Source organism: Spongiibacter sp. C9W (assembly GCF_057370015.1).
Genome location: NZ_CM170672.1, coordinates 1,106,263 through 1,131,724, shown reverse-complemented (window position 1 = coordinate 1,131,724; position 25,462 = coordinate 1,106,263). Strand labels below are relative to the sequence as shown.

Sequence of the window (25,462 nt, the reverse complement as noted above, 5' to 3'; positions counted from 1 at the left end):
TGGCTCAGTCGGCTTGCTGCCCAGGGGTGAGCAAATAATGGCCCACCAGCCATTCATTGCCGCCCTGATAGGCGAACAACTCCGCGCAGGCCAACATAAACATGCGCCAGCGCTGGAATTGAATGCGAGGGTTGGGTGCATCGGCGAGAATTTGCATTGCCCGCGGACGCTGCTGGTCTAACTTTTCTAGCCAGGCCTCTAACGTTTGCGCGTAATGCAGGCCGTTCACGCGCCAACTATCGGCGACACGCATATGCTCCGAGAAGTGCATAAGCGTGTCGAAGGCGGGCATCTGACCACCGGCGAAAAAGTTGTCGGTCATCCAGCCGCCATCAAAGGGGTAGTGCAGGTGGGCATGGCAGAAGATGTGCACAAACATCAGTCCCTCTGGCTCCAGCCAGCTTGCGACATTTTTCAGCAGCTCGCGGTAGTTGCGCACATGCTCAAGCATTTCAATGCTAACAACGCGGTCGAAACGCTGGTCGAGCGTTAGGTCGGCGACATTGCAGGTGATTACCTTCAGGTTATCCAGCGCACGCAGTCGCGCCTGTGCCTCGATGTATTCGCGCTGTCCGTGGGAATTGGATACCGCAGTAATATGGCTGCCGGGGTAGCGCTCGGCGGCCCACAAACAGAAACTCCCCCAGCCGCAGCCGAGCTCCAGAATACGCTGGCCACCGCGCAGTTGAGCTCGCTCTGCGTAGAGCTCAAGCATGGCTTCTTCGGCATCGTCAATATTGTCGATACCATCGCCCCACCAGCAGCTTGAGTATTTCAAGCGACGGCCAAGCATCAATTCAAAGAGTGCAGCAGGTACCTCGTAGTGCTGGTCGTTGGCATCGTCGGTGTTGATGGCAATTTCTGAGTGACGCAGCGCTTCGCGAAATTCTCGACGACGCTGCTCGCTGGCATCGATGTCGTCTCGGCCCTCTTGGGTCAGACGGTCTTGAAGTTGGCGGCGGATGCCGCGGCGAATAAGGGGGTCAGGGATTAACCCGCGCTCAGCCAGTGAAATGGGATCTAGCATAGCGACGCTCCATTGGGCTCTAGGTTTATAAAATGTGTACGGTAAAAGCGCCCGGCTGGATGTTAACAGGCCCTAGTTTCATTTAGTCTTGCGTCCTATGATGGTCAGGGCCTCGGGTGGCAGCCCGCCCGGGGCCATTGGATAAGGAGAGAGTGATGATTCCCGATTTACATGGCCCGACGTCGCATATTTATATTTCCCAGCGCCTGAGGCTGCATTACGTGGACTGGGGCAACCCGGACGCGCCACCACTGATCTTGATTCACGGAGGCCAGGACCACTGCCGAAATTGGGACTGGATCGCCGAAGAGCTGCGCCACGACTGGCATATTATCGCGCCCGATTTGCGTGGCCACGGCGACAGTGCTTGGTCTCCCGATGGTCACTACAGCTTCGAAGCTTACGTGTGCGATATCGCGCAGCTGATTAATCAGAAGAAATTAGGCCCGGCGACCATTGTTGGCCATTCGATGGGGGGCAATATCGCCAGCCGTTACGCGTCTATTTATCCAGAGAACGTAAAGAAGCTGGTCAACATTGAAGGCATTTTGCCGAACAAAGATGAGACCGAAGTGTGCGATACCATGAGTTATCGCCAAAAAATGCGCGACTGGGTGAAAGTACGCCACGGCATGTCATCGCGCATGCCGCGCCGCTACGCCAACCTCCACGACGCCTTTGAGCGTATGCACGAGGAAAACCCCCACCTCACCGAGGCGCAGGCTCGGCACCTGACCTGTCACGGTGCCAGCCAGAATGAAGATGGTACCTACAGCTGGAAGTTTGATAACTACACCCGCAAGCTGAACCGGCTGGAAAGTGGTGAGGAGGAACTGAAGGAAATTTTCACCAATATCGAATGCCCGACTTTCCTGGCTTGGGGAACAGAAACCTTTGTTGAAGACCCGGAAGAAAGCGGCCGTTTGGCCTATTTCAAAGATGCGATAATCAAACGCTACCCCGGCGCCAGCCACTGGGTACACCACGATAAGTTGGAAGACTTTCTGCGCGATTTGAAAGCCTTTATCTAAACCCTTGCTGCGGCGGCATGCCGCCGCCTTGCTTGAACCGTTTTCTATGGCCGACGTGCTGCCCATTTTTGCCTTGCTCGACGAGCTTAAAGACACGCTGTCGCAGCGTGATGAGCTGGTGCTGGAAGCGCCGCCAGGTGCGGGTAAAACAACCCAAGTACCCCTATCGCTGCTCGATGCCCCTTGGCTGGCCGGGCGCAAAATACTCATGCTGGAACCGCGTCGTATTGCCGCGCGGGGCGCCGCCGAGCGCATGGCGCAGCTGTTGGGCGAGGCGGTGGGTGAGACCGTGGGTTATCGCGTGCGCCTGGAGAGCCGAGTCTCCAATAAGACTCGCATTGAAGTGATCACCGAGGGGATTCTGCAGCGCATGCTACAGGATGACCCGAGCCTGGAGCAGGTGGGCCTGCTGATCTTCGACGAGTTTCACGAGCGCAGTCTGGATGCAGACCTGGGCTTGGCGCTCGCTTTGGAAGGACGGCGCTTATTTTCCGAGCTGCGCGATGCGCCGCTGAAATTACTGCTGATGTCGGCCACCCTGAATGGCGACGTACTGAGCGAGTATTTAAACAACGCCCCGGTGCTGCGCAGTGAGGGGCGGCAATATCCGGTCGATATTCATTACCAGGCACTGGCAAAGCGGCGCGACGGTCGTGCCCCGGATTATCTGGAGCAGATGCAGCGCTGTATCGTAGCGGCTCACAGCCAGCATGCCGGCAATATCTTAGCCTTTCTGCCTGGGCAGGCAGACATTCATCGTCTGGCCAGTCGATTAGCGCCAGCGCTCGACAAGCACACCTTGATCGCGCCGCTGTATGGCAATCTGAGTCTGGCCGAGCAGCGGCGGGCCATCGCCACACCGCCGCCGGGTCAGCGCAAGTTGGTACTGGCCACCAATATCGCCGAGAGCAGTCTGACCATCGATGGCGTAAACATTGTCATCGACAGCGGTCTAGAGCGGACAATGGTGTTCGATGCGCGCAACGGTAGCAGCCGTTTGCACACTCAGCGAATCTCCGCGGCGTCGGCAGCGCAGCGCGCTGGCCGCGCCGGTCGGCAGGCGCCGGGGGTGGCTTACCGCTTGTGGAGCGAAGCCGAGCAACAGCGTTTGCAGGCCCACAGCGAACCGGAAATTCTGCAAAGTGACCTGAGTGCCCTGGTATTGCAATGCCTGCAGTGGGGCAGTTCCCCGGAGGCACTTCTGTGGTTGGATGCGCCACCGCCCGCGCACTGCGAGCAGGCGCTTGCACTACTGAAAACCTGCGGCGCGGTGGACGAGGGCGGCGCGGCGCTGAGCTTGACCGAGCACGGCGAGGCAATGGCGCGCCTGCCATTGCCACCGCGACTGGCGCACATGTTATTGCATGGCCATGCGCTGGGTGTTGCCGAGTCGGCGTGCTTGTTGGCAGCGCTGCTGGGTGAGCGCGATCTGCCGGGCATGGCGGGGGCTGACATTGCCTTGCGCATGGCCGAGGTATCTCGCGAGCCAAAACGCTACCGCCGTATCCTGCAGCAGAGCGCGCAGTATCAGCGCTTGTTGGCGGGCGCGAATAGCGACGGCGTCTTTGATGGCAACACCGAGCGAGCGCTGGCAATCGCGACCGCCAGGGCCTTTCCCGACCGCATTGGTCGTCAGCGCGCTGCAGGCAGCCATGAATTTCAATTAAGTAACGGCCGCTCGGCATTCCTGGCCAGTGATGATCCGCTGCGCGGCAGCCCATACATAGTGGCCATTGAACTCAGTGCCAATGTCGGCGACAGCAATGACCGCATTCGCCTGGCCTGTCCGCTGCCTGAGTCGGTATTAGAAGACGCACTGTCGCCGCTAATCAGCGAGCGGGTGTCGGCAGATTGGGATGATGCTCAGCAGCGTTTTGTTGCCGAGCGCCAGCGCTGGCTGGGCAAGTTACTGTTCGACAGCCGACCAGAAACCGCGTTGGACGAGTCCCTGCGCGAGCAGGCACTGATGGCCTTGTTGCGTCGCAGAGGATTGGAGTTGCTGCGCTGGTCGGAGACAGCGCGTCAGCTTCAGGGGAGGGTGGCCTTGCTGGCCGATCACGACTGCGCGCCCGGGCAATGGCCCGACTTTAGCGATAGCGCGCTGTTGGACTCGCTGGAACAATGGTTGCCACCGTATCTAAACGGGGTGAGCAAATTACGTGATATTCAGGCCCTGGATGTTGAGGCCATGCTGTTGGCGCAGTTGGACTGGCCGCAGCAGCAGGCCCTGCAGCGCGCCGCGCCGGAACGTATTAGTGTGCCGTCAGGCTCGAAAATTCGCGTCGATTATTGTGCTTCGCCGCCGGTGTTGGCGGTGAAGCTGCAAGAGATGTTTGGCTGCGAAGATACCCCGCGCGTTGCCGAGGGCAGGCAGCCATTGTTGGTGCATTTATTGTCACCGGCCCGGCGACCGTTGCAGGTTACCGGTGATCTGGCAGGCTTCTGGCGCAGTAGTTACGAGGCGGTAAAAAAAGAAATGAAGGGGCGCTATCCCAAACACCCCTGGCCAGACGATCCGCTGTCGGCACAGGCCACCGCCTATACCAAGGCGCGAGCGGCTCGCTAGGCGTCGGTTTTCGCAGTTTGCTCGGGCTTGGGCAGCAGCGGTTTACGCACCACCGGCCACAGCAGTTCCTCAGCCCAGTGCAAGCGCGGGGAAATGGGCAAGCCGTAGCGGGTTTGGCGGCCATTGGGAATTTTGGCGGTGCCAAACAGCATATCAAACAAGAACACGGTGACGGCATAGTTGCCATTGGGGTGGGCAGACTTGCCATAGGCATGATGGGCATGATGCGTGTCGGGTAGGGTCACGACGCGCTCAATCACCTTCCATACGGGTTCCAATACGGGGGCTTTGTTGCGCAGCCACAAATCCCAGCGATAGCTGCTGTGGGTACCAAGGTTCACCAGGTAGGTGACAAACACCGCTGCCAGGAAGGCTTCTCCCAGGCCGAAATACACGGCAAAAGCGCCCATCCAGGTTTGCGGCAACATGAATACCCAGAAGAAATTGTAGCGGTAGACCACAGAAATATTCAGGTGCTCGGCGCTGTGGTGGGTGCGGTGAATTTTCCACAGCCAGCGCCATTCATGGGCGGCGCGGTGCAGCCAGTAATGGGCAAATTCCTCAATAAAGAAAATAACCGGAAAGGCCAACCAGAAGGCCGTGCCAGCGAGGCTGCCAGCGCTGTCTGGAAACTGCTTGGCTAGCAGCCAGCCGATCACACTACCGATGACCGCGCCAGCCAGCAGCAGGTTGGAAAACATGCCAAATAACATAAATACAAAATCGCGCAGCGGCCGTGGCGATTTTTTAAGACGACCCCCCGCCAGCTCAACAATGAAGGCGATCAGGAAAATACTGAGAATAACGAGTTCGATGTGCGGCATGAGTTCCATGCTTAGTTCCTCTTATTATGGTTGGCGGTCAGGCCGCCTATCGCGTATTCGATCAGGTTTTGCAGGCGCCACTCCAAGCTGCTTTCGTCCAGTGCGAGCTGGCCCTTGTGCTGCAAGTTGTCCCACTCGGCAATGCTGTAAATAATCTGACTACCCAGCAAGCGAACGCGCTCGTTGTAGATCTCACTCGGCAGCGTATCGGCCAATTGCGCGGCCATAAGCTCACTGATTTTGATCAAGGCCGAAGAGCGCGAGCGATTGCGCAGGAACAGCTCGCGCCAGTGACCGCGCGATAGCAGCTGAGCAATTAAACTCAGGTAGCGGCTCTCGCCATTGCCGCGAAGCAACTCACTGGCCAGTGGTCTGGCCATTAAATCGACCAGCGCGTAAAGCGTTGGCTGTTGCTGTTGTTCCAGCAAGGCGGTGAGCAGCACTTCCCGCTGTTGATTAATCGGCCGCACCCGATAGTCGATGATCGCTTCTATCAGGCCGTCGAAGGAGCCGAAGTTATAGTTCACCGCAGAGTGGTTTTTGTGACCGGCGGCGCGGGCAACTTCGCGGTTGGATACCCCGTCTATGCCCTTGTCGGCGATCAATTGTTCGGCGCTGAGTACGAGCTGCAAGGCGCCGCTGCTTAAGCTGAGATTGTCGTGCTGGTCTGTTGTCATGCTGGGCAAGATAAGACGATCGTCTTAATAAGTCAAGTGTCTTATTTTGGGCTGGGGGTTTTTGCTTTCACCATTTTTTGCTTTGGCAGTGCGCCAAGCAAAAAAAAGCCGGCATAAGCCGGCAAGCGGGACGCACCTATCTGCAAAGGTGCAAGAGTGATTCGGTTTAGCGGATCAATCGCTGCGCGAAGCTCGCCAGTTGGTCTTGTTTTTGTGCAAGGCTGCTTCGGTCGATGCCATCTTCATAAGCATTGCGGAAGGCGACGTGGCACTCATCCACGCCCATTTCAGTGAGCGCGTCGAGTCCTCGTTGGCTAAATACATCACCCGAGGCCACTTGAATACGAAAGGGCAGGTGCTCGCGCTCGTAGACTTTGCGGTATTCCTTAAGCTTGTCGATAAGCTGGCGGTATTCGTCGAGGCTGGCGCCGGCGCCAACCCAGCCATCGCCAAGTCTTGCGGCCCGTTTTAAGGCGGCGTCGGAGTGGCCGCCAATCAAAATCGGCAAGGCGAATTCGGGAGTGGGGCAGAGCTGCATGCTGTCGATCGACAGCTGTTGCCCTTGGTAGCTAAAGAAGTCGCCGCTGAGCAGGCCGCGAAGAATATCGATTTGCTCGTTCAGGCGCTGACCGCGTTTTTCCCAGGGAATTTGGCAGCCTTCAAAGTCTTCTGGCCAGGGGCTGATGCCAACGCCGAAGTCCAGCCGGTCGCCGCACAGTGACAGCAGACTCGACAACTGTTTGGCCACCACCAATGGTTGGCGAACCGCCAGCTTGTAGACCGAGGTGACAAAACGCAGTGTTTTGGTATGTGCCGCAAGAAAGGGAATAGCAACCATGGGTTCGACAAACGGCTGACCCTTCAGAAAATTTCGCGAGCCGGAGCCGTTATAGGGGTATTTCGACGATGAGTGTTCGGGAAAGCTCAGGCTGTCTGGCAGTGCCAAGCTGTTAAAGCCGAGCTGCTCGGCGCTGTGAGCAAGCGCTGTGTACTGGTCTACCGGACACATACTTGGGTTGTAGCAAAACTTCATAATTCGCGCTTCTCGTTATTCGTTGCAGGATAGTCGTCGAAGGGTCACGGCGAGCTCACCGCGATGGGTGGCGCCCATAGTAGAGAGGCGCACTACACTTGCTGAGCACATTTCCAATCAGATTCGTTGGCCAAAAAATTCAGCACCGATGGGGTGACGAAAATGTGCATAAAAATAGTGTTTTTTGTCGTCGGGTTCGCCGAGACAGGGGGCTACCATCCTTAAAAATGCCAAGGGGGAGTTATGGCAGAACAGTTTTTGAAAAATAAAGTGGCACTGGTAACGGGTGCCGGGCAAGGCGTTGGCCAGGGTATTGCGCTGGCGTTAGCCGAACGCGGCGCCGCGGTCGCGCTGCTCGGGCGCAGCCTCGACAAGCTCGAATCAACACGTGAGCGCATTGCGGCAGCGGGCGGCGAGGCCTTGGCGATTAGCGCCAATGTAAAGAGTGCAGAGGAGTTAGCCGCCGCGGTTGAACGCTGCGTGGCGGAGCTGGGTGGCATTCAGATCCTAGTGAACAATGCCCAGGAAGTGCCATTGGGGAATTTGCTCGACGTGAGCGAAGACGCGATTGAGGCGGGCTGGCAGTCCGGGCCGGTGGCAACGCTGCGCCTGATGAAGTTGTGCTACCCCCATTTGAAAGGCGATGGCGTGATTGTGAATTTGGCGTCGTCGGCGGCGATGCGTTGGGATATGTCTGGGTACGGAGCTTATGCGGCGGTGAAGGAAGCGATTCGCGCCTACAGCCGAGCCGCCGCCTGCGAGTGGGGGCCTGAGGGTATTCGCACGAATGTCATCTTGCCCCACGCGATGTCGCCGGCATTGCAATGGTGGACAGAGAACCGGCCAGAGGAAGCTGCCGAGTTTGTTGCCTCTATCCCCATGCGCCGCATCGGTGAGTGCAAAGAGGATATTGGTGAGTTTGTCGCCAGCTTATGCAGCGATGCCTGTCGCTACGTGAATGGTCAAAGCATCGCGCTGGACGGCGGCCAATCAAGAGTCGGCTGAGGTTTGCCTCAGCCAAGCAATCAGAATAACAAAGGGGAAGATCATGGGCGGATACGTGGTAACAGGCAGCGCATCAGGCATTGGTGCGGCGGTGTGTGAGCGCTTGGTGAGTGATGGCGAGCGAGTGGTCGGCCTGGACCGCCAGGATGCCGATATTGTCGCAGACTTATCGACGGAGTCGGGCCGCCGCGGCGCGGTCAGCCAAATATTGAGCGCCTTCCCCGATGGTCTGGATGGCTTGGTCTGTTGCGCAGGCATCGGCGGAACTAGTCCACGTGTTGAGCTGATCCCCGAGGTGAATTTTTTTGGATCGGTCGCGCTAGTGGAGGGCCTGGCTGATGCCTTGGCGCAGCGCCACGGCGCGGTGGTTCTGGTGTCCTCTAACTCTGCGCCCCAGCCCAGCGACGACGTGTATATCGAAGCGCTTATCGCCGGTGACCATGCGGCGATGACGGCGCGCTTGTCGGCGGTGAGCGGCCATGCCGCGTACAGCGGTTCCAAGCAAGCATTGGCGCGATGGATGCGTCATAAGGCGCCTGATTATGCGCGCCGCGGCGTGCGTTTGAATGCGGTGGCACCGGGTTACACCCGCACTGCGATGACAGCCGAGACGGAAAACCACCCGGAATACGGCCCGGCGATCAAAGAGTTTCTGGCCAGCATCCCCCTCGGGCGCGCGGGTGAGACGAAGGATATGGCCAACGCCATCGGATTTTTACTGAGCGGAGAGGCGGCGTTTGTCAGCGGCTCTCTGCTGTATGTGGACGGCGGTCATGACGCCATGTTCCGCCCCGATAGTATTTAAAAGGAGTAATCAATGGCGAAGGCCGCAGACTATGGACTGGGTCCAAACACCTTTCCCAGAGGTTGGTTTTTAATTGCAGAGTCGAGCGAGCTTGGACAGTCGCCGCTGGCCTTGCGTTTTTTTGCCCGCGATTTTGCACTCTATCGCGGCGAGGATGGCAAGCCGGTGCTGCTCGATGCCTATTGTCCGCATATGCAGTGTCACATCGCCGCCAGCGATACCGCTGTTATCGCTAAAGAAGGCGCGCAAATCGAAGGTTCGTCGATTCGCTGCCCCTACCACGGCTGGCGCTTTGGGCCGGATGGAGTTTGCGATGACATTCCCTATCACGACGGCCCCATGCCGCGCTCGGCTAAGCTTACCAGCTACCCGGTGGAGGAGGGCATTGGCGGTATCTGGATGTGGTTTGACGAAGACGGTAGCCAGCCGCAATACCCGGCACCGGCGCTGGACCAGTGGCACCAGCCACAGTGGATTCAGTGGCAAATGGATCACCTCGGTGAGCTGCCCGTTCAGCCTCAGGAGGTGATCGATAATATGGCGGATGCCCGGCACTTAGGGCCGACCCACGGTGCACCCTGCGAATACTTCGAGAATGAGTGGCGCGACCACATCTACATTCAGCGTCAGGGCGGTTTTCACAAGGAATACCAGGCGATGCTGCAAACCACCACGTGGTACACCGGCCCCGGCCTGTTGCTGTCTCACCAGTTATTTGCCGAGGTGGAGAGCATTGAATTCATTGCCAATACACCGGTGGAAGACGGTGTGACCAAACTCTGGCACGGCGTGTTAGTGAACAGTGGCAACAGCTCGCCGGGCGAGGCGGAGCGGGAGCAGGCCCGTCAAATTCAGGCGGGGGCCTTGGATTCGTTGGCGTCTGACTTTGGTATCTGGCAAAACAAGCGGGCGGCGACGCGGGTATTACAACTAAAAAGTGATGGGCCGTTTGCGCGAGGGCGGCGTTGGTACAAACAGTTTTATCAGCCAGTTGAAGCAGCTGTTCAATGTGCAAACGAGGTTAACGGCATTTGTCATATTCCCGGGCTGGAGGAGCCACCTGCCGGAAGCCGACTGGTAGAAGCAGCCTTTCCAAGCTTGGTGGAATAGCACATTTTAAACTTTTTGTGTTGTACAAAAAATGAACGCTTCGGCATATCTTAATGAATGATTATGTTGTCGTTTTTTAATTGCCGCGGCGTTAAATTTTTTAGCATCTAAAATAAATAAGTAAATATGTTAGCGATGCCCACAGTCGCTACGTGCAAGACAGGTTGAGAGGTAGCCGCTCTTAGCTCTAATAATGAAAAGGGAGTCATGGCATGAAAAACTATTCGTCCACAGGCAAAATGAAAATGTTGCCATTAGCGATGTCACTACTGTCGATGCCTGCATGGGTATCGACAGCATCAGCACAGGCCTTGGAAGAGGTGCTGGTAACTGCTGAGCGCAGAGAGGGGTCGTTGCAAGACACACCTATTTCTATAACGGCCATAACCAGCGATGGTATTGAAAAGCGTGGCATAACCAGTACGGATGACATGTTTGCGTCCATGCCTAGTATGGGTGGATATTCTGCGCCAGGTTCCCGGGGCGCCACCAGTTTAAGTATTCGTGGTATCTCTGGCGGGGTGGCCTCGAATATTTCACTAGACCCTGCTGTCGGCATGTACATGGATGGTGTCTACGTGGGCAAAATGCTCGGTGGCGCGATGGATGTCGCTCAAATTGAGCGTATTGAGGTGTTGCGTGGCCCGCAGGGCACGCTTTATGGGCGCAACTCAACCGCCGGTGCCATCAATGTGATTTCGCGCAAGCCATTGGGGGAATTCGCGGTAGACCTTACCGGGGGCCTTGGTAATTACGGGCTGCGGACATTGAAAGGTAGTGTCGACCTGGATTCGGTGGGCACGGTTGGAGAGGGCGCAGGGAAGTTGAGTGCAGCCTTTAATTTCCTGAAAAAAGATCGCGATGGTTTATACGAAAACTACTCCGGCGGTAGTGATTTCGACAGCATGGATCGCACGGCGTGGCGCGCGGCCCTGCGCTGGGAAGTGACAGAAGATCTAACGGTAGATTATATCTACGACCACAGTGAGCTTGAAGAGGTGGGTGCCCTGCAAAAAGTGGTTGGTTTTACTGCGTTGACGACTCAGGGAACCAGTCGTTTAGATTTTTTGAAAAACACGGTTTTGCCTAATGCTCAGGGCTTGGCCATGGTTCCTGGCTCTGATCCAAGAATTTCCAGCCGTTGGATTCCCTCTATTAATAAAACGATCGAAGCCTATGAGCGAGCGCTTGAGCGCGGTGAAGGGCGACCCAAGGGCGGTTGGGCAGAAAATGCGCCAATCAGTGAAAATGACTCAAATGGTCATTCAATTACTGCTGAACTATTCTTAGGCAAGCATGAGACATTTGGGGAGGTGACCTTTAAGTCGATAACCGCCTATCGAGACATTGAGACCTATGTATTTGGTGACCTTGACGATATTGATAGCAGTTTAGATGTAAATGGTATCGGAGCGTATAACGACAGTTTACACGGCGCTTTGCTGCAGCTTTATGGGGGTAGTGGAGGTTTCTCCTATCCTCTCGTTGATGGTGTTTGGAATGCGGTTGACCAATTAGGAGCGGGGCACTCTCTGCAAGATACCAACTCAGAGTATGAGCAGTTTTCGCAAGAATTTCAGTTGATTGGCTCTACCCCTCAGCTGGATTACACCTTGGGGCTTTTTTGGTTTGAAGACGAGTCGAACTACGACCGCCGCGCGGCTTTTGCTTTACCGCTCGCGGGCCGTCAGGCAGAGAAATATACGCTCAATACGGATGCTTTGGCAGTGTATGGTCAGGGTACCTACCGCTTTGCTCAGCTGGAAGACCGCTTAGCCTTGACCATTGGCATGCGATATACCGAAGAGAAAAAAGCCGTTGATTACAATTTTGGACAGGTCGTCAGCCCCTTCGGAACAACGCCTGCGCGTTCGACAAGCCTGGACAATAATTTTTACAATTTTAGTTATAACACCACCCTTGCTTATGATTTTGCCGATAACATCAATGGCTTCCTTCGCTATGCCACGGGGTATCGTTCCGGTGGCTACAATGGTGAGATTTTCGGAAATGGCTTTGAAGAAGAAACCATTGAGCAAGTTGAAGTCGGCGTGAAAACAGACTGGCTGGATAATCGCCTGCGTGTTAACGCCGGGCTATACGGCTATAAATATGATGACCTGCAAACCAGTGTGATCGACACTTCTAGCGGCACCGCGGCGTCGGGCATCATCAATGCTGGTGTCGCGGAGCGTTGGGGAAGCGAGATCGAGATCTCTGCTGCGCCCATTGAAGCGATGGTTGTAAGCCTAGCTTATTCCTATATTCACGGTGATTTTGCCGAGTACCCAAGTACCTGCCTAAATGGTCAGTGTATTAACGGTTCAAAAGAATCGAAACGCGGTAATTCCCCAAGTAACAAGGTGAATCTGAGTGTTGATTACACCTTCGCGCAAACCGCTATCGGTGACTTTAGTGTGTTTGTGGATGCCAATTGGCAGGACTCGTGGGAGCAAGTCAGTCTGGCGCCTGCGATTATCTCTGACGGCATGGGCGGGCAAGGTGTTTACTCCTTCCCTGTGCGCTCAATGGACGAAAGGACGGTTATCAACGGTCGCTTGAGCTTGAGCAACATTCCCGTGGACAAAGGTGAGTTGATGGTTTCGCTTTGGGGTAACAACCTGACAGATGATGATTACCCCGCCTATGGCATTAACTTTCAGGCCTTGGGACTCGAAACAGAGCAATACGGCGCACCTCGTACATATGGTCTAGAGCTGCGTTACCGCTTTTAATTGTTGAATTACCTCCCCCCAGTATTTCGGCGAGCCTAGGCTCGCCTTTTTTGTATCTGAGGAAAGATGGCGTTTTTTATTGCTCTTCAATGAACTCGGATCGGTACTGCTTTGGCGTTAGGCCGGTCCAGTTGCGGAATGAGCGAATAAACGAGCTGGATTCAAGAAAGCCTAGTAGCTCGCCGATTTCGTGAATTTTTAGTTTGTCATCGCGCAAGTGGCGCATGGCGATGTCGCGGCGATAGTGGTCTTTCAGTTCCTGGTAACTGGTGCCCTCACTGTTTAACCGGCGGCGCAGGCTGGACGGCGACATGTGAAGGTTTTCGGCCATATCTTCAAAGCTAGGCAGTGCCCCTGCGCCGCTTTTGGCCAACAGGGAGCGGATAGCGGCGCCGGTACTTGCAGGCCGCGAGTCTTGTGAAATGAGGGCGTAAACCGCGTTGCGCAAAAAGGCCTCCAGCGATTCGTTGGTGTGAACTGTGCGGTAGCGTAGGCACTCAGCAGGGAAACAAATCGCGGTGTAGTCGCAGTCGTATTGCGGCGGCACGCCCATCACGCTGTTCACGCTGTCTGAGTAGGCGTAGGAGAATTCTGGCGCGGCAATTTTCAGGCCGCTCAGCTCAATGTCGCGCCCGACCAGCCAGCCCATAAAGGCGTGCCATACCCGCATACCCGATGCTTTCGCAACGGTGTCTGAAAACTCCGTGCGATCCCAGCTGTCAGGCAAAAATTCTGGGCTGATTTTGTCGGCATCAAAGTGATAGATCAGCTCTGCAGTACCGGCATCAACAATCAGTTCTATGCGATAGCCGGTCATGCTGTAGAGCATTTCCTGATAGCGCTGTGCGCGGTGCAGGGCATCTTCAAGGGTTTGGCAATTGATAATGCTGTAGCACATAAAGCGAAACACATCGCTGCCTATTCCTGAGCCCCAGGGCACCGCAATATTGAGTTGTTGCATGGCTTCGGCAGCCAATTCATAGAGGCTGGAATAACGGTAGCCGGGCAGCATTTTATCGTCGTCGGCCGCCATTAAATCGTCGATATTCAAGCCAGAGCGTTTGGCGATGGCGCGCTGGTCGATGCCGACTTTGTCCAAATAGTCGAGCAATCGCAGGAATTTGCGCACGGGCATTTCGTGCATGGCTGTCGGTTGAGGCATGGTCATAGGACACTCTTTGCGCCGCGTTATTGGTATTTAATGTCGGCGTTTCTGAAAGTTTTTGTGCTTTAGCAAATGCGTGTACCCAACAATACTAAGAGCCTAATAATTAAAAGCAATTACGCAATTGGAGTAGGTATGACTTCAGGTAGCCGCCATATTTATAAGGAAGCGTCCACCAACGGTGTGATTAATGGCTGTGTAAACGGCGCCTTTGCCTGGTACCTCAGCGAGGAAAAAACCACCCTTGCGGTGTGGGGCGGTCAGGGCGTGATCGTCGACTTTATCGCAACGGCCGCCATTCTGGTTTTTATTCTTAGTTTGATCGTACTGCCTCTGCAGCGCCGCAAAGTTGCCAAGCTGGGCTTGGCGGCAGTGCAACCGCCATTCGCATTTATTCGCTACCTGGGCTGGCTGGCGCCCCATCGCGATGCGCTAAAAGCCCTAGCGCTGGCGCTAGTGGCGGCCTTGTTGAGCGTACCGGTGCTCGCCGCATTGTTTTCTGTGGCAGGCGTGGAGACGCTCAGCCGAGTCGATTTTACCTTGTTGAAGTCGGTGTATACCGGGGTGATCGCCGCGCTGGTGGTGCCGCTTATTGTTTTATTCGCGATGCACCCTGTGCGCCGCGTTCATGCTTCCTAAGGAGATAGAAAGTGTCTATAGCATTGCAGGATAAAGTCGCATTAGTTACCGGCGGCGCAACGGGAATTGGCCGCGCGATTTGCGAGGAATTGATCGCTCAGGGGGCCAAGGTTGCGGTTTTGGATGTGAATGATGAAGCCGGTCAGCGTTGTGTTGCGGAGCTAAATCAGGAAGGGGAGCGTGCGGTATATATGCACTGTGATGTCAGTGCCGAGGACGAGGTGAAGCAAGTTGTTGCGGCCGTACTGGCGCGCTTTGGCAGACTCGACCTGGCATGCAATAACGCGGCGGTGAGTCGCGGTAGTGGCCCCATTCATCAGTTTGAGCGCAAGGTATTCGACCAAACGCTGGAGCTGTGTCTGACCAATACCTGGCTGTGTATGAAGTATGAGATCGACGCCATGCTCGCCAATGGTGGTGGCAGTATTGTGAATATTTCGTCCAACGCCTCGCTGCGTGGCCAGGCATTTAATACTGCTTACGCGTCGGCAAAAGGTGGTGTGAATATTCTGACGAAAAGTGCCGCCACTGAATACGCCACACAGGGTATTCGCATTAATGCCGTGTCGCCCGGCGTTATTCGTACTCCAGGCTTGGAAAAGTATTTTGAAGAGCAGCCCAAAATGGCGGAGCAATTGCGGAAGGTCGCCCCGATGCAACGCCTGGGTGAGCCCGCAGAAATTGCCAATGCCGTGGCGTTTTTGCTCTCTGACAAAGCGTCTTTTATTACCGGTCAGCTGCTGTCTGTCGACGGCGGCGGTGCAGTGCGAGGATAGGATTATGACGATTATTGCTTCTACGAAACGGCCTCGCGTTGAGCTGCCCATGCCCTACGGCTGGTTTCAGGTGCTGTACTCCCAGCAACTGGCAGTGGGGCAGTCGCTGCCGCTGGAATACTTTGGCCAGGAATTGGTGATTTTTCGTACCGAAGCCGGTGAGGCCAAGGTACTAGATGCCTATTGCCCACACATGGGCGCGCACCTTGGTTATGGTATTCGCGACCACGCAGGTGGAGGCTCGCGTGTGGTGGGCGACAGTATTGTCTGCCCATTTCACGGTTGGCAATTTAATGGCGACGGTGAGTGCACGGGCATTCCCTACGCTGAAAGAATGCCGCCGCGGGTTGCCAAGTGTGAGCAGGTGATACCCAGTTGGCAGGTGCGCGAGCAAAACCAGTGTATTTATGTTTGGTATCACCCCGAGGGGATCGAGCCACTGTTTGAGCCGCCGCAGATTGATGAAGCGATGCCCGATACAGATGATTGGGGAGAGCTAAAAATCTATGAATGGGATATTGCGACTCACCCGCAAGAGATTGGCGAAAATGCGGTGGATGCTGCCCACTTTCGCTTTGTGCACGGCACACCGGAAGTGCCTGAGCCGACGGTGATGCGCTTCGAAGAACACTGCCGTTTTGGTTTGCTTGAAACGGAAATGGAAACTCCCAAGGGGCGTATCGAAGGCCGGATTGAGAACAGCAGTATCGGCCCGGGGATCTCCACTGTGCGCTTCAGCGGCATTTGTGAGACGGTGCTAATGGCGAATCTAACGCCGATTGATGCCCACAACACCAAGGCGATGTACGCCTTTATTCAGCGCGATGGCAATGGCCAAAAAGTGGGCCGCGTGGGGCAGGCGATTATTGATGATATTCGCCAGCAAATGGAAGAAGACCGTATTATCTGGGCGCGCAAACGCTATCTGGAAAAACCAATGCTGTGCGATGGCGACGGCCCCTTTGCCAAGTTTCGGCGCTGGTACGGACAATTTCTGGTAGCGGAGACCCGCGATGATTGATGTGCGTGAAGTGGGCGAGTGCCGCCATCCACACTTAATGTCTGAGGGTGATATCGCCGGTATGCGGCTGCGCAACCGCACCATATTAGCCGCAATGGGCACCGAGTATATTCTGGAAGATGGCAGCCTCGGTGACCGAGCGATGGACTACTACGAAGCGCGGGCTGCTGGCGGCGCGGGTATGATCGTGCTGGAAACCAGCTCGGTGGCGTGGCCGTTGGGAATGTCGATGCCGCGCATGTTGGGCCTGTCTTCAGATGAGTTTCTACCGGGCTTGCGCACCCTCGCTGAGCGGGTTCATCGCCATGACTGCCGCATTGCTGCGCAGCTAAATCACAGCGGAAAAGTCTCTGCTTACGATGTGGTCGAAGGGCGGCAAATACTGGTGCCGTCTATACCCAAGCCCGCAGCCAACGATATGGGTAATGGTCTGACGATGGCTGAGATGGCCAATTTTGTTCGCGCTGCGGGGCCTGATGGCAAGGGCCCGCGTTTCAAAGAAATGGACCAGGCGGACATCGATTGGGTAATCGAATGTTTCGCGTCTGCCGCTACGCGTGTTGCTAAGGCGGGTTTTGATGCGGTGGAAATTCACGCCGGTCACGGCTACTTACTGTCGTCTTTCTTATCACCCTATGCCAACCGCCGAGAGGATGAATACGGCGGTGAGTTAGCCAACCGAGCGCGTTTGCTGCTGCAGGTGGTGGACGCGATCAAGCTTGCCGTGGGGGATGATTTTCCCATTATGGTGCGACTCGATGCCTGTGAGTATCGCACCGAGGGCGGGATAAAGCTCGACGATGCCGTGCAGGTGTCGCAGTGGTTGGACAAAGCCGGTTGCCACGCAATAAATGTGAGTGCGTATTCAAACAACAGCGCCATTGGCTTTACCGAGGGGCCGCTGGTTCACCAGCCCGGTGGCTATATCGATTTTGCCAAGGCGATTCGCTCGGCGGTTACTATTCCCGTTATTGCGGTGGGTCGCATAGAGCCCGATGTTGCGGAGCGGCACATTGCCCAAGGCGATTTTGATTTTTTGGCAATGGGGCGCAAATTGCTTGCCGACCCGGAGCTGCCCAATAAATTGCGCGACGGCCGTCAGCAGGATATTCGCCCCTGTATATACTGCTACGTTTGCGTCAGTCAGATTTTTATCAACAAGGCGCTGTGCTGCGCAGTGAACCCCGCGACGGGTGAGGAGGCAAGCTTGATGCGCAGCGTGCCTGCAGCGCAGCCTAAGAGCATATTGGTTGTCGGCGGCGGTCCCGCGGGAATGGAGGCGGCGCGGGTGCTGGCCGAGCGCGGTCATACGGTGACGCTGTGGGAGAAAGACGACCAGCTCGGCGGCACCTTGCGCGTGGCGGCGCTCGCCTATGAGCCCAATGGCAAACTCATCGATTATCTTGCGCGCGGGCTTGAGGCCTCTTCTGCCCAGGTGGTGCTGAATAAAATGGCAAGTGCTGACGATATTCGAGCGGCGCGCCCGGATTCCGTTGTGCTTGCGGTGGGTGCACGTCGCCAGGCACCGCCGCTGCAAGGTAAGGACCTACCACACGTTTTAGATGGTGAGGCGCTACGCGATATGTTGTTTGCAGGGGATGCCCACGGCAAGCTGACGCTTGTGCAGCGGTTGATGCTGCGGTTGATGCACGCGTTTCGCCTGAACCGCAATATTGAACGCATGCGCCGTCTCAGCCGCTTGTATATGCCCATTGGTCGCCGCGTGGTGATCATTGGCGGCGGTCTGGTTGGTGTGGAAGTGGCGGAACTGCTGGTAGAGCGTGGCCGGGATGTCACTGTGCTTGAGCCCGGTCGGGACTTTGGCTCTGAGCTCAGCATAGTGCGCCGCTGGCGGGTATTGCACGGCCTGTCTGAGCACGGCGTGCGTTTGTTGGCTCATGCCACGGTGAGTGCTATCACGCCCAGTGAGGTGGTGTTTGAGCAGGAAGGTGAGAGCCAGCGCGTCGCTGCTGACACCGTCATTATTGCTCAGGGCGCAGACGCGAACACCGCACTTGAAGAAGCGCTGCGTGCAAGCGGGCTGGATGTGCACAATATTGGCGACAGCGCGCAGATCGGCTACATCGAAGGCGCGGTGCGCAGTGCACGTGAGTTGGCGGTTTCTCTGTGAGTGAACTATAGCTAGTTGATCGAGGTTAGGTCGGCACAAGGAGAAGCGCTGATGCGTTTAGTGATAAAGAGCTTGTCGTTGCTGCTGGTTTTACTCGCCTTACTGGCGGCGGCATTGTGGTTCAGTTGGCGGGGGCCGCAGCCACCATTACCGAGCCAGCAAGCGTTCGTTAACGGCCACATTCTCACGATGGATGCGGAAAATCGCATTGCCGAAGCACTGCTGCTGAACGGCGAGCGCATTGAGGCCGTGGGGAATAACGCAGAAATCCGCACGTTGATCGATGACGATGTTACCGTTTACGACTTGCAGGGCCGAACCTTGCTTCCCGGCTTTATTGACGCCCACGGCCATTTTCCCGGCACCGGACTTTCCGCGCGGGGTGTCGACTTAAGCAGCCCGCCAATCGGCAACGTGAATTCGATAGCCGATATTCAATCGCGGTTGCGCGCCGCGGAGTCGGCCTTGAAAGAGGGGCAGTGGTTGTTTGGCTTCGGCTATGATGATTCGCTGTTGACCGAGGCGCGCCACCCCACCCGCGACGAATTAGATGCTGTGTCAACGCAGCGGCCAATTTATCTGATGCACAGCTCCGGTCACTTGGCGGTGACCAATAGTGCCGGGCTGGCATTGGCGGGGATTGGCCCGGAGACTCCTGACCCCGAGGGCGGCGAAATTCAACGCGATGAGAGTGGTCGCGCTACCGGCCTATTGCTAGAGCATGCAACGGACCTGGTTGCGCCGCTGGCGATGGATTTTACCTTGCTGGATTTTGTCGCCATGGCAGACATGGCGACCCAACAATACCTGCAAGCGGGTGTCACCACGGTGCAGAGCGGCGGCGTGGATAGCCGAATGTTGCAGGGACTTTACGGTTTGTCGATGCTGAACCGCGTTCCCCAGCGTGTGATTGCCTGGCCGATGGGGCAACAGGTGGGTGAACAGCTGTTGTCGGGTGAATTGAACCTACAGCGTTTTCAGTCAAATAAATTCGCGACACCGGCAGTTAAGTTAGTGGCGGACGGCTCTATTCAGGGCTACACCGCATATCTGGCAATGCCTTATCACCGTCATAGCGATGCCGATTTTGTTGGCTTCGCCCGTTATACCCAGCAGCAGCTCGACGACGATGTGGCTGCGTATCACTGCCGCGGTTATCAATTGGCCATCCACGGCAATGGCGATGCGGCTATCGATATGCTGTTGGACGCCTTCGAGCGTGCCCAGCAGCAATGCCCAAACGCCGACCCCAGAGCGATCGTGGTTCACGCGCAAACAGCGAGGCCCGACCAGTTAGACCGGATGAAGTCATTGGGAATGACGCCGAGTTTCTTTGTGGCGCATACCTTCTTCTGGGGCGACCGGCACCGCGATCAATTTCTTGGGCCAGCGCGCGCCGCCGCGATCAGCCCACTGAAAAACGCCCTGGATCGCGAGCTGCGATTCACCACCCACTTAGACTCCCCCGTAGTGCCAATGGATATTGGCCGCCTGTTGTGGTCAGCCGTTACACGGGAAACCCGCAGCGGCAAGGTATTGGGTGGCGATCAGCGAGTCTCCATTATGCAGGCTCTGCGCTCGGTAACGATCGATGCCGCATGGCAGAGCTTCCAAGAAGAACAACTGGGTTCACTGGAGCCCGGCAAACTGGCCGACATGGTGTTGCTTGATCGCGACCCTCTGCGAGGCCCTGAGCAATTACTCAATTTCAAGGTGGACCAGCTGTGGATCGGTGGGCGCTGTTATTACCAGCGCGATCAGCAGCAGTGCCTGCGTTGAAATATCGATTTAATTAAGGAGAGAGATATGGCGGATAGACTGCACAACAAGGTGGCGATTATCACTGGCGGCGGGCAGGGCATCGGTGCGGCAACGGCGCTGCGCTTTGCCGAGGAAGGGGCCAAGGTGGTGATTTGTAGTCGCCGCCTGGAGCCGCTGGAAGTTGTTGCCGAGCAAATTCGCGAGGCCGGTGGTGAGTGCCTGCCCCTGTCGGTGGATGTGAGCGATGAGGCGGCAGTAAAACAGTTGGTGGCAGATACGCTATCGACCTTCGGTCGCATCGATATTGTGGTGAATAATGCGGTGCTGATGGTGCCCGGTATGCTGGCGAATCACAGCACCAGGGCCTGGCATCAAAACTTTCAGGTTTCCCTGGATGGCGCGATGTTCCTCATGCGCGAGGCTTACAGCGAGCTCAAGAAACACCGCGGGGCCGTGGTCAATGTGTCGTCGGTATGCGGTTTGGCGGGCTCGGTGGCCACGGCTGGCTACAGCGCGGCCAAGGCGGGCGTAATTGCCCTGAGTAAGAGTGCTTCGATTGAATGGGCGCCTGCGATCCGCGTCAACACGGTGGTACCGGGTGCGTTTCTCACACCGGCCTTGGAAACGGTGAACCCGGACGAAGAGACTCAGCGCGCTACGGGGAAAACGATTCCACTGGGCCGCATTGGCGACCCGCGTGAATGTGCCAACGCGATTTTATTTCTCGCCAGTGACGAAGCGTCTTACGTAACCGGCGCCGTGTTGAATGTCGACGGCGGGCGCATGGCAGAACTGAATACCGGTAGCGCGCGCTGGGAGGACAAGGCGTGACACACTCTCTGGAACAACGTATTGACCGCCTTGAGTCGCTGGACGAGATTCGCCAGCTGGTGGCGAAGTATGCCCTGTCGCTGGATATGCGCGACCTGGACGCCCATGTGAATCTATTTGCTGAGGATATTCGTGTGAGCCGCGAGCACAGCGGTCGCGCGCATTTGAAGGCGTGGGTCGATGATACCCTACGTCTGCAGTTTACCGGCACGTCTCACCATACCGGCAACCACATTATCGAGTTCAGTGACCCTGACCATGCCCACGGCGTGCTGTATTCCAAGAACGAGCACGAATGCGGCGGTGAGTGGGTAATTATGCAAATGCTCTACTGGGACGATTACGAGCGCAAAGACGGCCGCTGGTTTTTCCGTCGCCGCTTACCGTGCTACTGGTATGCCACAGACCTCAATAAACCACCGATTGGGGATATGAAAATGCGTTGGCCCGGCCGCGAACCCTATGAAGGGGCGTTTCATGAGCTCTTTCCCAGCTGGAAGGAGTTTTGGCTAAACCGCCCTGAGGGGCTGGCCGAAGTGGCCGAGCCTGCGCCGGTAAATGAGTTTTTAAATCGCATGCGGCGCGGCGCGCCTGCACCGAAAATTCGGGTGAGATGATGAAGTTATTAAGCGAGGTGCAACTGGGCGGTTTAGCGCTCAGCAACCGTGTTGTGATGGCGCCCATGACGCGCTCGCGCGCCGATGAGAGTGGTGACATGCCCAATGACCTGATGCGCGAATACTACCGCCAACGCGCCACAGCGGGTTTGATTATCACCGAGGGTACCCACCCCAGTGCCGAAGGTAAGGGCTACTGCCGAACCCCAGGAATATACACTGATGCGCAGCAGGCCGCGTGGGCCGAGATTTGCGAGGCAGTACACGGCGAGGGCGGTAAAATTGTTCTGCAATTAATGCACTGTGGTCGCGTGGCTCACCCGGACAATAAAGCACCGGGTGTGCGTACCTTGGCGCCATCGGCCATTGCCGCAAAAGGGCAGATATATACCGAGCAAGGTATGCAGGATTTCCCCGTGCCCGAGGAGATGAGTCGCGCGGATATCCGGCGTACGATTAACGATTATGCGTCGGCGACACAGCGCGCCTATGCGGCAGGTTTTGACGGTGTGGAGCTGCATTGCACCAGCGGTTATCTGCCCGCGCAGTTTCTCTCCACAGGCACCAATCAGCGTGGCGATGACTACGGTGGCACCTTGGCTAATCGTTTGCGGTTTGTACTGGAAGTGCTCGAGGCGATGGCGGAGGTCGGCGGAGCATCAAAGGTCGGCATGCGAATCTGTCCGGGGAACCCCTTTAACGACTTACACGACGAGGATTACCAGCAGACGTTTGCGGCGCTGTTAAAAGCGGTGGACGCGATCGGTCTGGCCTACTTGCATGTGATTCGCATGCCCAAGATTGGCGATCACATTGCGTTGGCCAAAGAGAATTTCTCCGGTCCATTGATCGTTAACGACAGCTATACCGCTGACGAAGCAGAGGGCGCCTTGTGTGGCGATTCGCAGATCGCAGCGGTATCGTTTGGTCGGGCATTTATTGCCAACCCTGATTTACCGCGGTGTTTGGCGATGGGAGGGGCGTTGGCCAATATCGACCCTAAAACGCTATATACGCCGGGGCCCGCAGGTTATATCGATTACCCAAACCGGATAACGGAATAGGTTTTTATAGGCATAAAAAAGGGCTGCCCGAGAGCAGCCCTTTTTCGTTGCGCTAGCGTTTAGAAACGCACTGCAGCGCCGAACATAATGCCGTCGGCGTCAACGTCACCGCCCTGGTCAAAGTACGCAGCCATCAGCTCGACATTTGGCTGGGGGAAGTAGCTTACGTCCAGAGACACGGTGTCAGTGTTGTAGTCACCCACTTCCGTCAGGTCGGCTGACAGGCCAACACCGAGGTCTTTGTTGAAGTAGTAAGTTGCACCCAATTCGATCATGTGACCGCTGTCATCGTCAGTGTCGACGTAAGACAGTGCCGCGTCATAGGCCAGTGTTGCGCCCTGAGTCAGCGGGTTTACACCGTGAACGGCGACATTGAGCTGGTCGATATCTTCGCCGTCATCGTCAGTAGTTTGGTAGCTAACAACGATATCGGTGTTGTCATTCAGGTAGGTACCCACACCCACGCCGAATGTATCAGATTCGTCATCACCGGCTTCAGACTCTTCGTAGGCCGCTTCAATAATCAGGTTGGTATCTGTAACGACACGAACATCGAAGTCGAAGCTATCTACGTCGTCGGCACCTGCGACATCAGGCTCCAGGCTGTTGTAGCCAAAACCAACAGATGAACTCTTATCCAAGAACGCGGCTTCAGCGTGAGGACCTTTGCTAGTGTCGACAGATTCGAAGTTATAGCGGCCGGCAACACCCATTACATCGTAGTCAACGGCACCACCCACTTCACCCTGACCGTAGAAAGCGCCCGCTTCCATTTGGTAATCAGCGCTCGCTGCGGCAGCAGCAGTTGAAATGGCGATAGCCAGTAGCGTTTTTTTCATGTCTTTCCCCGTTTTGGTTTTACTGTCGGCACCAGTTTGGCCCGTTACATTTCTTGTTGTGTTTATACTGATCAAAGATGAACGCCTTGTTACGGTGCATTACCTGCACGCTATTAGTGCGTCCGAGGCTGAGCTTACCACTGTTTTATGGCAGTGCAACAGTCGATGTAAGGGTGAAAGTAAGGCAGATTAAAAATAGCTAGCGACTATTTCAGGCGTTGGCCATAGTGAGAAAAAGCGTTCGTGACCTCAGCCATTTGTTGGTCGCTCAACAGCACGGGCTCACCGCTTTGCAGGCACAGTAAATAGCTTGCTGCTAATGCCTCGACTTCTTTGGCGAGGGCAAGGGCGCGAGTGGCATCGTCAGCGATACAGATCTGCCCGTGGTTGGCCATCAGGCAAGCGTGGCGATGCTCCAGCGTTTGGCAAACCGCTGTCGACAATGCCTCGCTGCCAAACAAGGCGTAGTCGCAACACGGAATATCGTCGCCGCCGGCAACACTGACCATGTAGTGGAAGGCGGGAATCGGGCGGCGCATGCAGGCCAGCGCGGTAGCGTGGGTGGAGTGGCAGTGCACGACGGCGTTGATATGCGGGTGGCTGCGATACAGGGCCTGGTGCATTTGCCATTCGCTGGACGGGCGGGGCTGATCGTCCGGCCAGTCGACAAGGCTGGTGGTTTGTTCGGCAACAAACACGATGTCGTTGTCAGTGGCCTTACCGGCAACGGCGCCGCTGGCACTGATTATCATCCCATCGTCGACCCGCACAGAGATATTGCCCGATGCTCCTGGGCTCAGGCCCGCCGCACCCATTTCATGGAGCGCATCTAACAGGGCGCGGTGGCCGGCAATCACCGTTAGCTACCGTTGCGAAGCGCTTCGATACGCTTCTCGAGCGGCGGGTGGGAGCTGAACAGGGCGGCAAAGTCTTTCTTAGCGCCCGTGCGGATGCCAAACGCGGTAAGTTCATCGGGCATATCGTTGGGCAAGCCTTGTTGCGCCTGCAGGCGTTGCAGGGCCGCAATCATATCTTGCCTGCCCGCCAAGTGAGCGCCCGCCGCGTCGGCGCGGAACTCGCGCCAGCGAGAGAACCACATGACGATGGTTGATGCCAGAATGCCCAACACCATTTCTGTGATGAAGGTGACCACGTAAAAGCCGATGCCGTGACCGCGCTCGGTTTTAAATACCACTCGGTCGACGGTGTGACCAATAATCCGAGCAAAGAACATCACAAAAGTGTTTACGACCCCTTGTATCAGGCTCAGGGTGATCATGTCGCCGTTGGCAACGTGACCGATTTCATGGGCCAGCACAGCGCGAACCTCATTGGGACGCATTTGTCGCAGCAGACCTTCAGAAACCGCCACCAGCGCGGCATTTTTATTCCAGCCGGTGGCGAACGCATTGGCAGCCGGAGAGGGGAATATGCCTACTTCTGGCATGTTGATGCCGGCTTTCTGGGAGAGTTCGGCAACGGTTTCCAGCAGCCAGCGCTCTTCGCTATTGCGCGGCTGTGTTATTACCTGCGTGCGCGTTGAGCGCTTGGCCATCCACTTAGAGATGAGCAGTGATACCAGTGAGCCACTCATGCCGAATACCGCACAGAAAATCAGCAGTGCGCGAAGGTCGAGATCGACATTGTTCGACGCCATGTAGCTGTCGACACCGAGTAAACTCAGCGAAATACTCGCCACGGCCAAAATAGCGATGTTGGTGGCAAGAAAGAGAAAAATGCGCATCATGGTTGCGTGGACCCTCGAATTAAAAACTCTTGGTTTAGATGGGGGGGAGTGCTCTGGG

22 protein-coding genes are annotated in these 25,462 nt (G+C 56.3%); 14 read left to right on the top strand and 8 right to left on the bottom strand.

Annotated elements, in window-relative coordinates:
• Positions 1–4 precede the first annotated feature (4 nt).
• The gene (locus AC2Q8J_RS05460) at positions 5–1,027 is read right to left on the bottom strand and encodes an SAM-dependent methyltransferase (protein ID WP_486452330.1); all 1,023 of its coding nucleotides are present in this window, start codon (positions 1,025–1,027) and stop codon (positions 5–7) included.
• 155 nt (positions 1,028–1,182) lie between these two features.
• Between AC2Q8J_RS05460 and AC2Q8J_RS05455 the strand changes: the two genes are divergently transcribed.
• Both AC2Q8J_RS05455 and hrpB read left to right on the top strand, forming a co-directional pair.
• Entirely contained in the window at positions 1,183–2,058 is an 876-nt protein-coding gene (locus AC2Q8J_RS05455; protein WP_486452329.1) for an alpha/beta fold hydrolase, read from the top strand.
• 46 nt (positions 2,059–2,104) lie between these two features.
• Complete coding sequence (hrpB, locus tag AC2Q8J_RS05450) at positions 2,105–4,624, top strand: ATP-dependent helicase HrpB (protein WP_486452328.1); 2,520 nt, start codon at positions 2,105–2,107, stop codon at positions 4,622–4,624.
• Here the strand turns inward: hrpB and AC2Q8J_RS05445 are convergent.
• The 3 genes from AC2Q8J_RS05445 to AC2Q8J_RS05435 form a co-directional block, all read right to left on the bottom strand.
• Complete coding sequence (locus tag AC2Q8J_RS05445; protein ID WP_486452327.1) at positions 4,621–5,457, bottom strand: sterol desaturase family protein; 837 nt, start codon at positions 5,455–5,457, stop codon at positions 4,621–4,623. The two genes, hrpB and AC2Q8J_RS05445, sit on opposite strands and share 4 nt — an antisense overlap.
• Positions 5,458–5,459: 2 nt before the next feature.
• The gene (locus AC2Q8J_RS05440) at positions 5,460–6,125 is read right to left on the bottom strand and encodes a TetR/AcrR family transcriptional regulator (protein WP_486452326.1); all 666 of its coding nucleotides are present in this window, start codon (positions 6,123–6,125) and stop codon (positions 5,460–5,462) included.
• Positions 6,126–6,291: 166 nt separating this feature from the next.
• The gene (locus tag AC2Q8J_RS05435; RefSeq protein WP_486452325.1) at positions 6,292–7,158 is read right to left on the bottom strand and encodes a TIGR03619 family F420-dependent LLM class oxidoreductase; all 867 of its coding nucleotides are present in this window, start codon (positions 7,156–7,158) and stop codon (positions 6,292–6,294) included.
• Positions 7,159–7,401: 243 nt separating this feature from the next.
• Between AC2Q8J_RS05435 and AC2Q8J_RS05430 the strand changes: the two genes are divergently transcribed.
• The 4 genes from AC2Q8J_RS05430 to AC2Q8J_RS05415 all read left to right on the top strand — a co-directional run bounded on the left by AC2Q8J_RS05430 (position 7,402) and on the right by AC2Q8J_RS05415 (position 12,813).
• The gene (locus tag AC2Q8J_RS05430) at positions 7,402–8,163 is read left to right on the top strand and encodes an SDR family NAD(P)-dependent oxidoreductase (RefSeq protein ID WP_286838537.1); all 762 of its coding nucleotides are present in this window, start codon (positions 7,402–7,404) and stop codon (positions 8,161–8,163) included.
• Positions 8,164–8,206: 43 nt separating this feature from the next.
• On the top strand, positions 8,207–8,968 hold the full coding sequence (locus AC2Q8J_RS05425; RefSeq protein ID WP_486452324.1) for an SDR family oxidoreductase: 762 nt from the start codon (positions 8,207–8,209) through the stop codon (positions 8,966–8,968).
• 12 nt (positions 8,969–8,980) lie between these two features.
• Entirely contained in the window at positions 8,981–10,078 is a 1,098-nt protein-coding gene (locus AC2Q8J_RS05420; RefSeq protein WP_286838533.1) for an aromatic ring-hydroxylating dioxygenase subunit alpha, read from the top strand.
• 212 nt (positions 10,079–10,290) lie between these two features.
• Positions 10,291–12,813: a TonB-dependent receptor gene (locus AC2Q8J_RS05415; protein ID WP_486452323.1), complete on the top strand. Its 2,523-nt coding sequence runs from the start codon at positions 10,291–10,293 to the stop codon at positions 12,811–12,813.
• A 76-nt stretch (positions 12,814–12,889) separates the two neighbouring features.
• On the opposite strand, the gene AC2Q8J_RS05410 is transcribed toward AC2Q8J_RS05415, so the two are convergent.
• Entirely contained in the window at positions 12,890–13,981 is a 1,092-nt protein-coding gene (locus AC2Q8J_RS05410; protein ID WP_286838529.1) for an AraC family transcriptional regulator, read from the bottom strand.
• A gap of 132 nt (positions 13,982–14,113) precedes the next feature.
• Between AC2Q8J_RS05410 and AC2Q8J_RS05405 the strand changes: the two genes are divergently transcribed.
• The 8 genes from AC2Q8J_RS05405 to AC2Q8J_RS05370 are packed head-to-tail and all read left to right on the top strand — an operon-like array spanning position 14,114 to position 22,818.
• The gene (locus tag AC2Q8J_RS05405) at positions 14,114–14,617 is read left to right on the top strand and encodes a hypothetical protein (RefSeq protein WP_486452322.1); all 504 of its coding nucleotides are present in this window, start codon (positions 14,114–14,116) and stop codon (positions 14,615–14,617) included.
• 11 nt (positions 14,618–14,628) lie between these two features.
• Entirely contained in the window at positions 14,629–15,393 is a 765-nt protein-coding gene (locus AC2Q8J_RS05400) for an SDR family NAD(P)-dependent oxidoreductase (RefSeq protein ID WP_486452321.1), read from the top strand.
• Between the two features lie 4 nt (positions 15,394–15,397).
• Positions 15,398–16,414 carry a Rieske 2Fe-2S domain-containing protein gene (locus AC2Q8J_RS05395; protein WP_486452320.1) on the top strand — a complete coding sequence of 339 codons (1,017 nt, stop codon included), beginning with the start codon at positions 15,398–15,400 and terminating at the stop codon, positions 16,412–16,414.
• Complete coding sequence (locus AC2Q8J_RS05390; RefSeq protein ID WP_486452319.1) at positions 16,407–18,545, top strand: oxidoreductase; 2,139 nt, start codon at positions 16,407–16,409, stop codon at positions 18,543–18,545. The genes AC2Q8J_RS05395 and AC2Q8J_RS05390 overlap by 8 nt, the downstream gene beginning before the upstream one ends.
• Before the next feature lie 51 nt (positions 18,546–18,596).
• Positions 18,597–20,324 carry an amidohydrolase gene (locus AC2Q8J_RS05385; RefSeq protein WP_486452318.1) on the top strand — a complete coding sequence of 576 codons (1,728 nt, stop codon included), beginning with the start codon at positions 18,597–18,599 and terminating at the stop codon, positions 20,322–20,324.
• A 27-nt stretch (positions 20,325–20,351) separates the two neighbouring features.
• Positions 20,352–21,137 carry an SDR family NAD(P)-dependent oxidoreductase gene (locus AC2Q8J_RS05380; protein ID WP_286694778.1) on the top strand — a complete coding sequence of 262 codons (786 nt, stop codon included), beginning with the start codon at positions 20,352–20,354 and terminating at the stop codon, positions 21,135–21,137.
• Entirely contained in the window at positions 21,134–21,754 is a 621-nt protein-coding gene (locus AC2Q8J_RS05375; protein WP_204996924.1) for a nuclear transport factor 2 family protein, read from the top strand. Before AC2Q8J_RS05380 ends, AC2Q8J_RS05375 begins: the two co-directional genes overlap by 4 nt.
• A complete protein-coding gene (locus AC2Q8J_RS05370) occupies positions 21,754–22,818 on the top strand; it encodes an alkene reductase (protein WP_486452317.1) in 1,065 nt (354 codons plus the stop codon). The genes AC2Q8J_RS05375 and AC2Q8J_RS05370 overlap by 1 nt, the downstream gene beginning before the upstream one ends.
• 59 nt (positions 22,819–22,877) lie before the next feature.
• Here AC2Q8J_RS05370 and AC2Q8J_RS05365 read toward each other — a convergent pair whose 3' ends face one another.
• The 3 genes from AC2Q8J_RS05365 to htpX all read right to left on the bottom strand — a co-directional run bounded on the left by AC2Q8J_RS05365 (position 22,878) and on the right by htpX (position 25,404).
• Entirely contained in the window at positions 22,878–23,657 is a 780-nt protein-coding gene (locus AC2Q8J_RS05365) for a putative porin (RefSeq protein ID WP_486452316.1), read from the bottom strand.
• A gap of 206 nt (positions 23,658–23,863) precedes the next feature.
• A complete protein-coding gene (locus AC2Q8J_RS05360) occupies positions 23,864–24,514 on the bottom strand; it encodes a class II aldolase/adducin family protein (protein ID WP_288364542.1) in 651 nt (216 codons plus the stop codon).
• 2 nt (positions 24,515–24,516) lie between these two features.
• On the bottom strand, positions 24,517–25,404 hold the full coding sequence (gene htpX / locus AC2Q8J_RS05355) for a protease HtpX (protein WP_353743894.1): 888 nt from the start codon (positions 25,402–25,404) through the stop codon (positions 24,517–24,519).
• Positions 25,405–25,462: the final 58 nt, after the last annotated feature.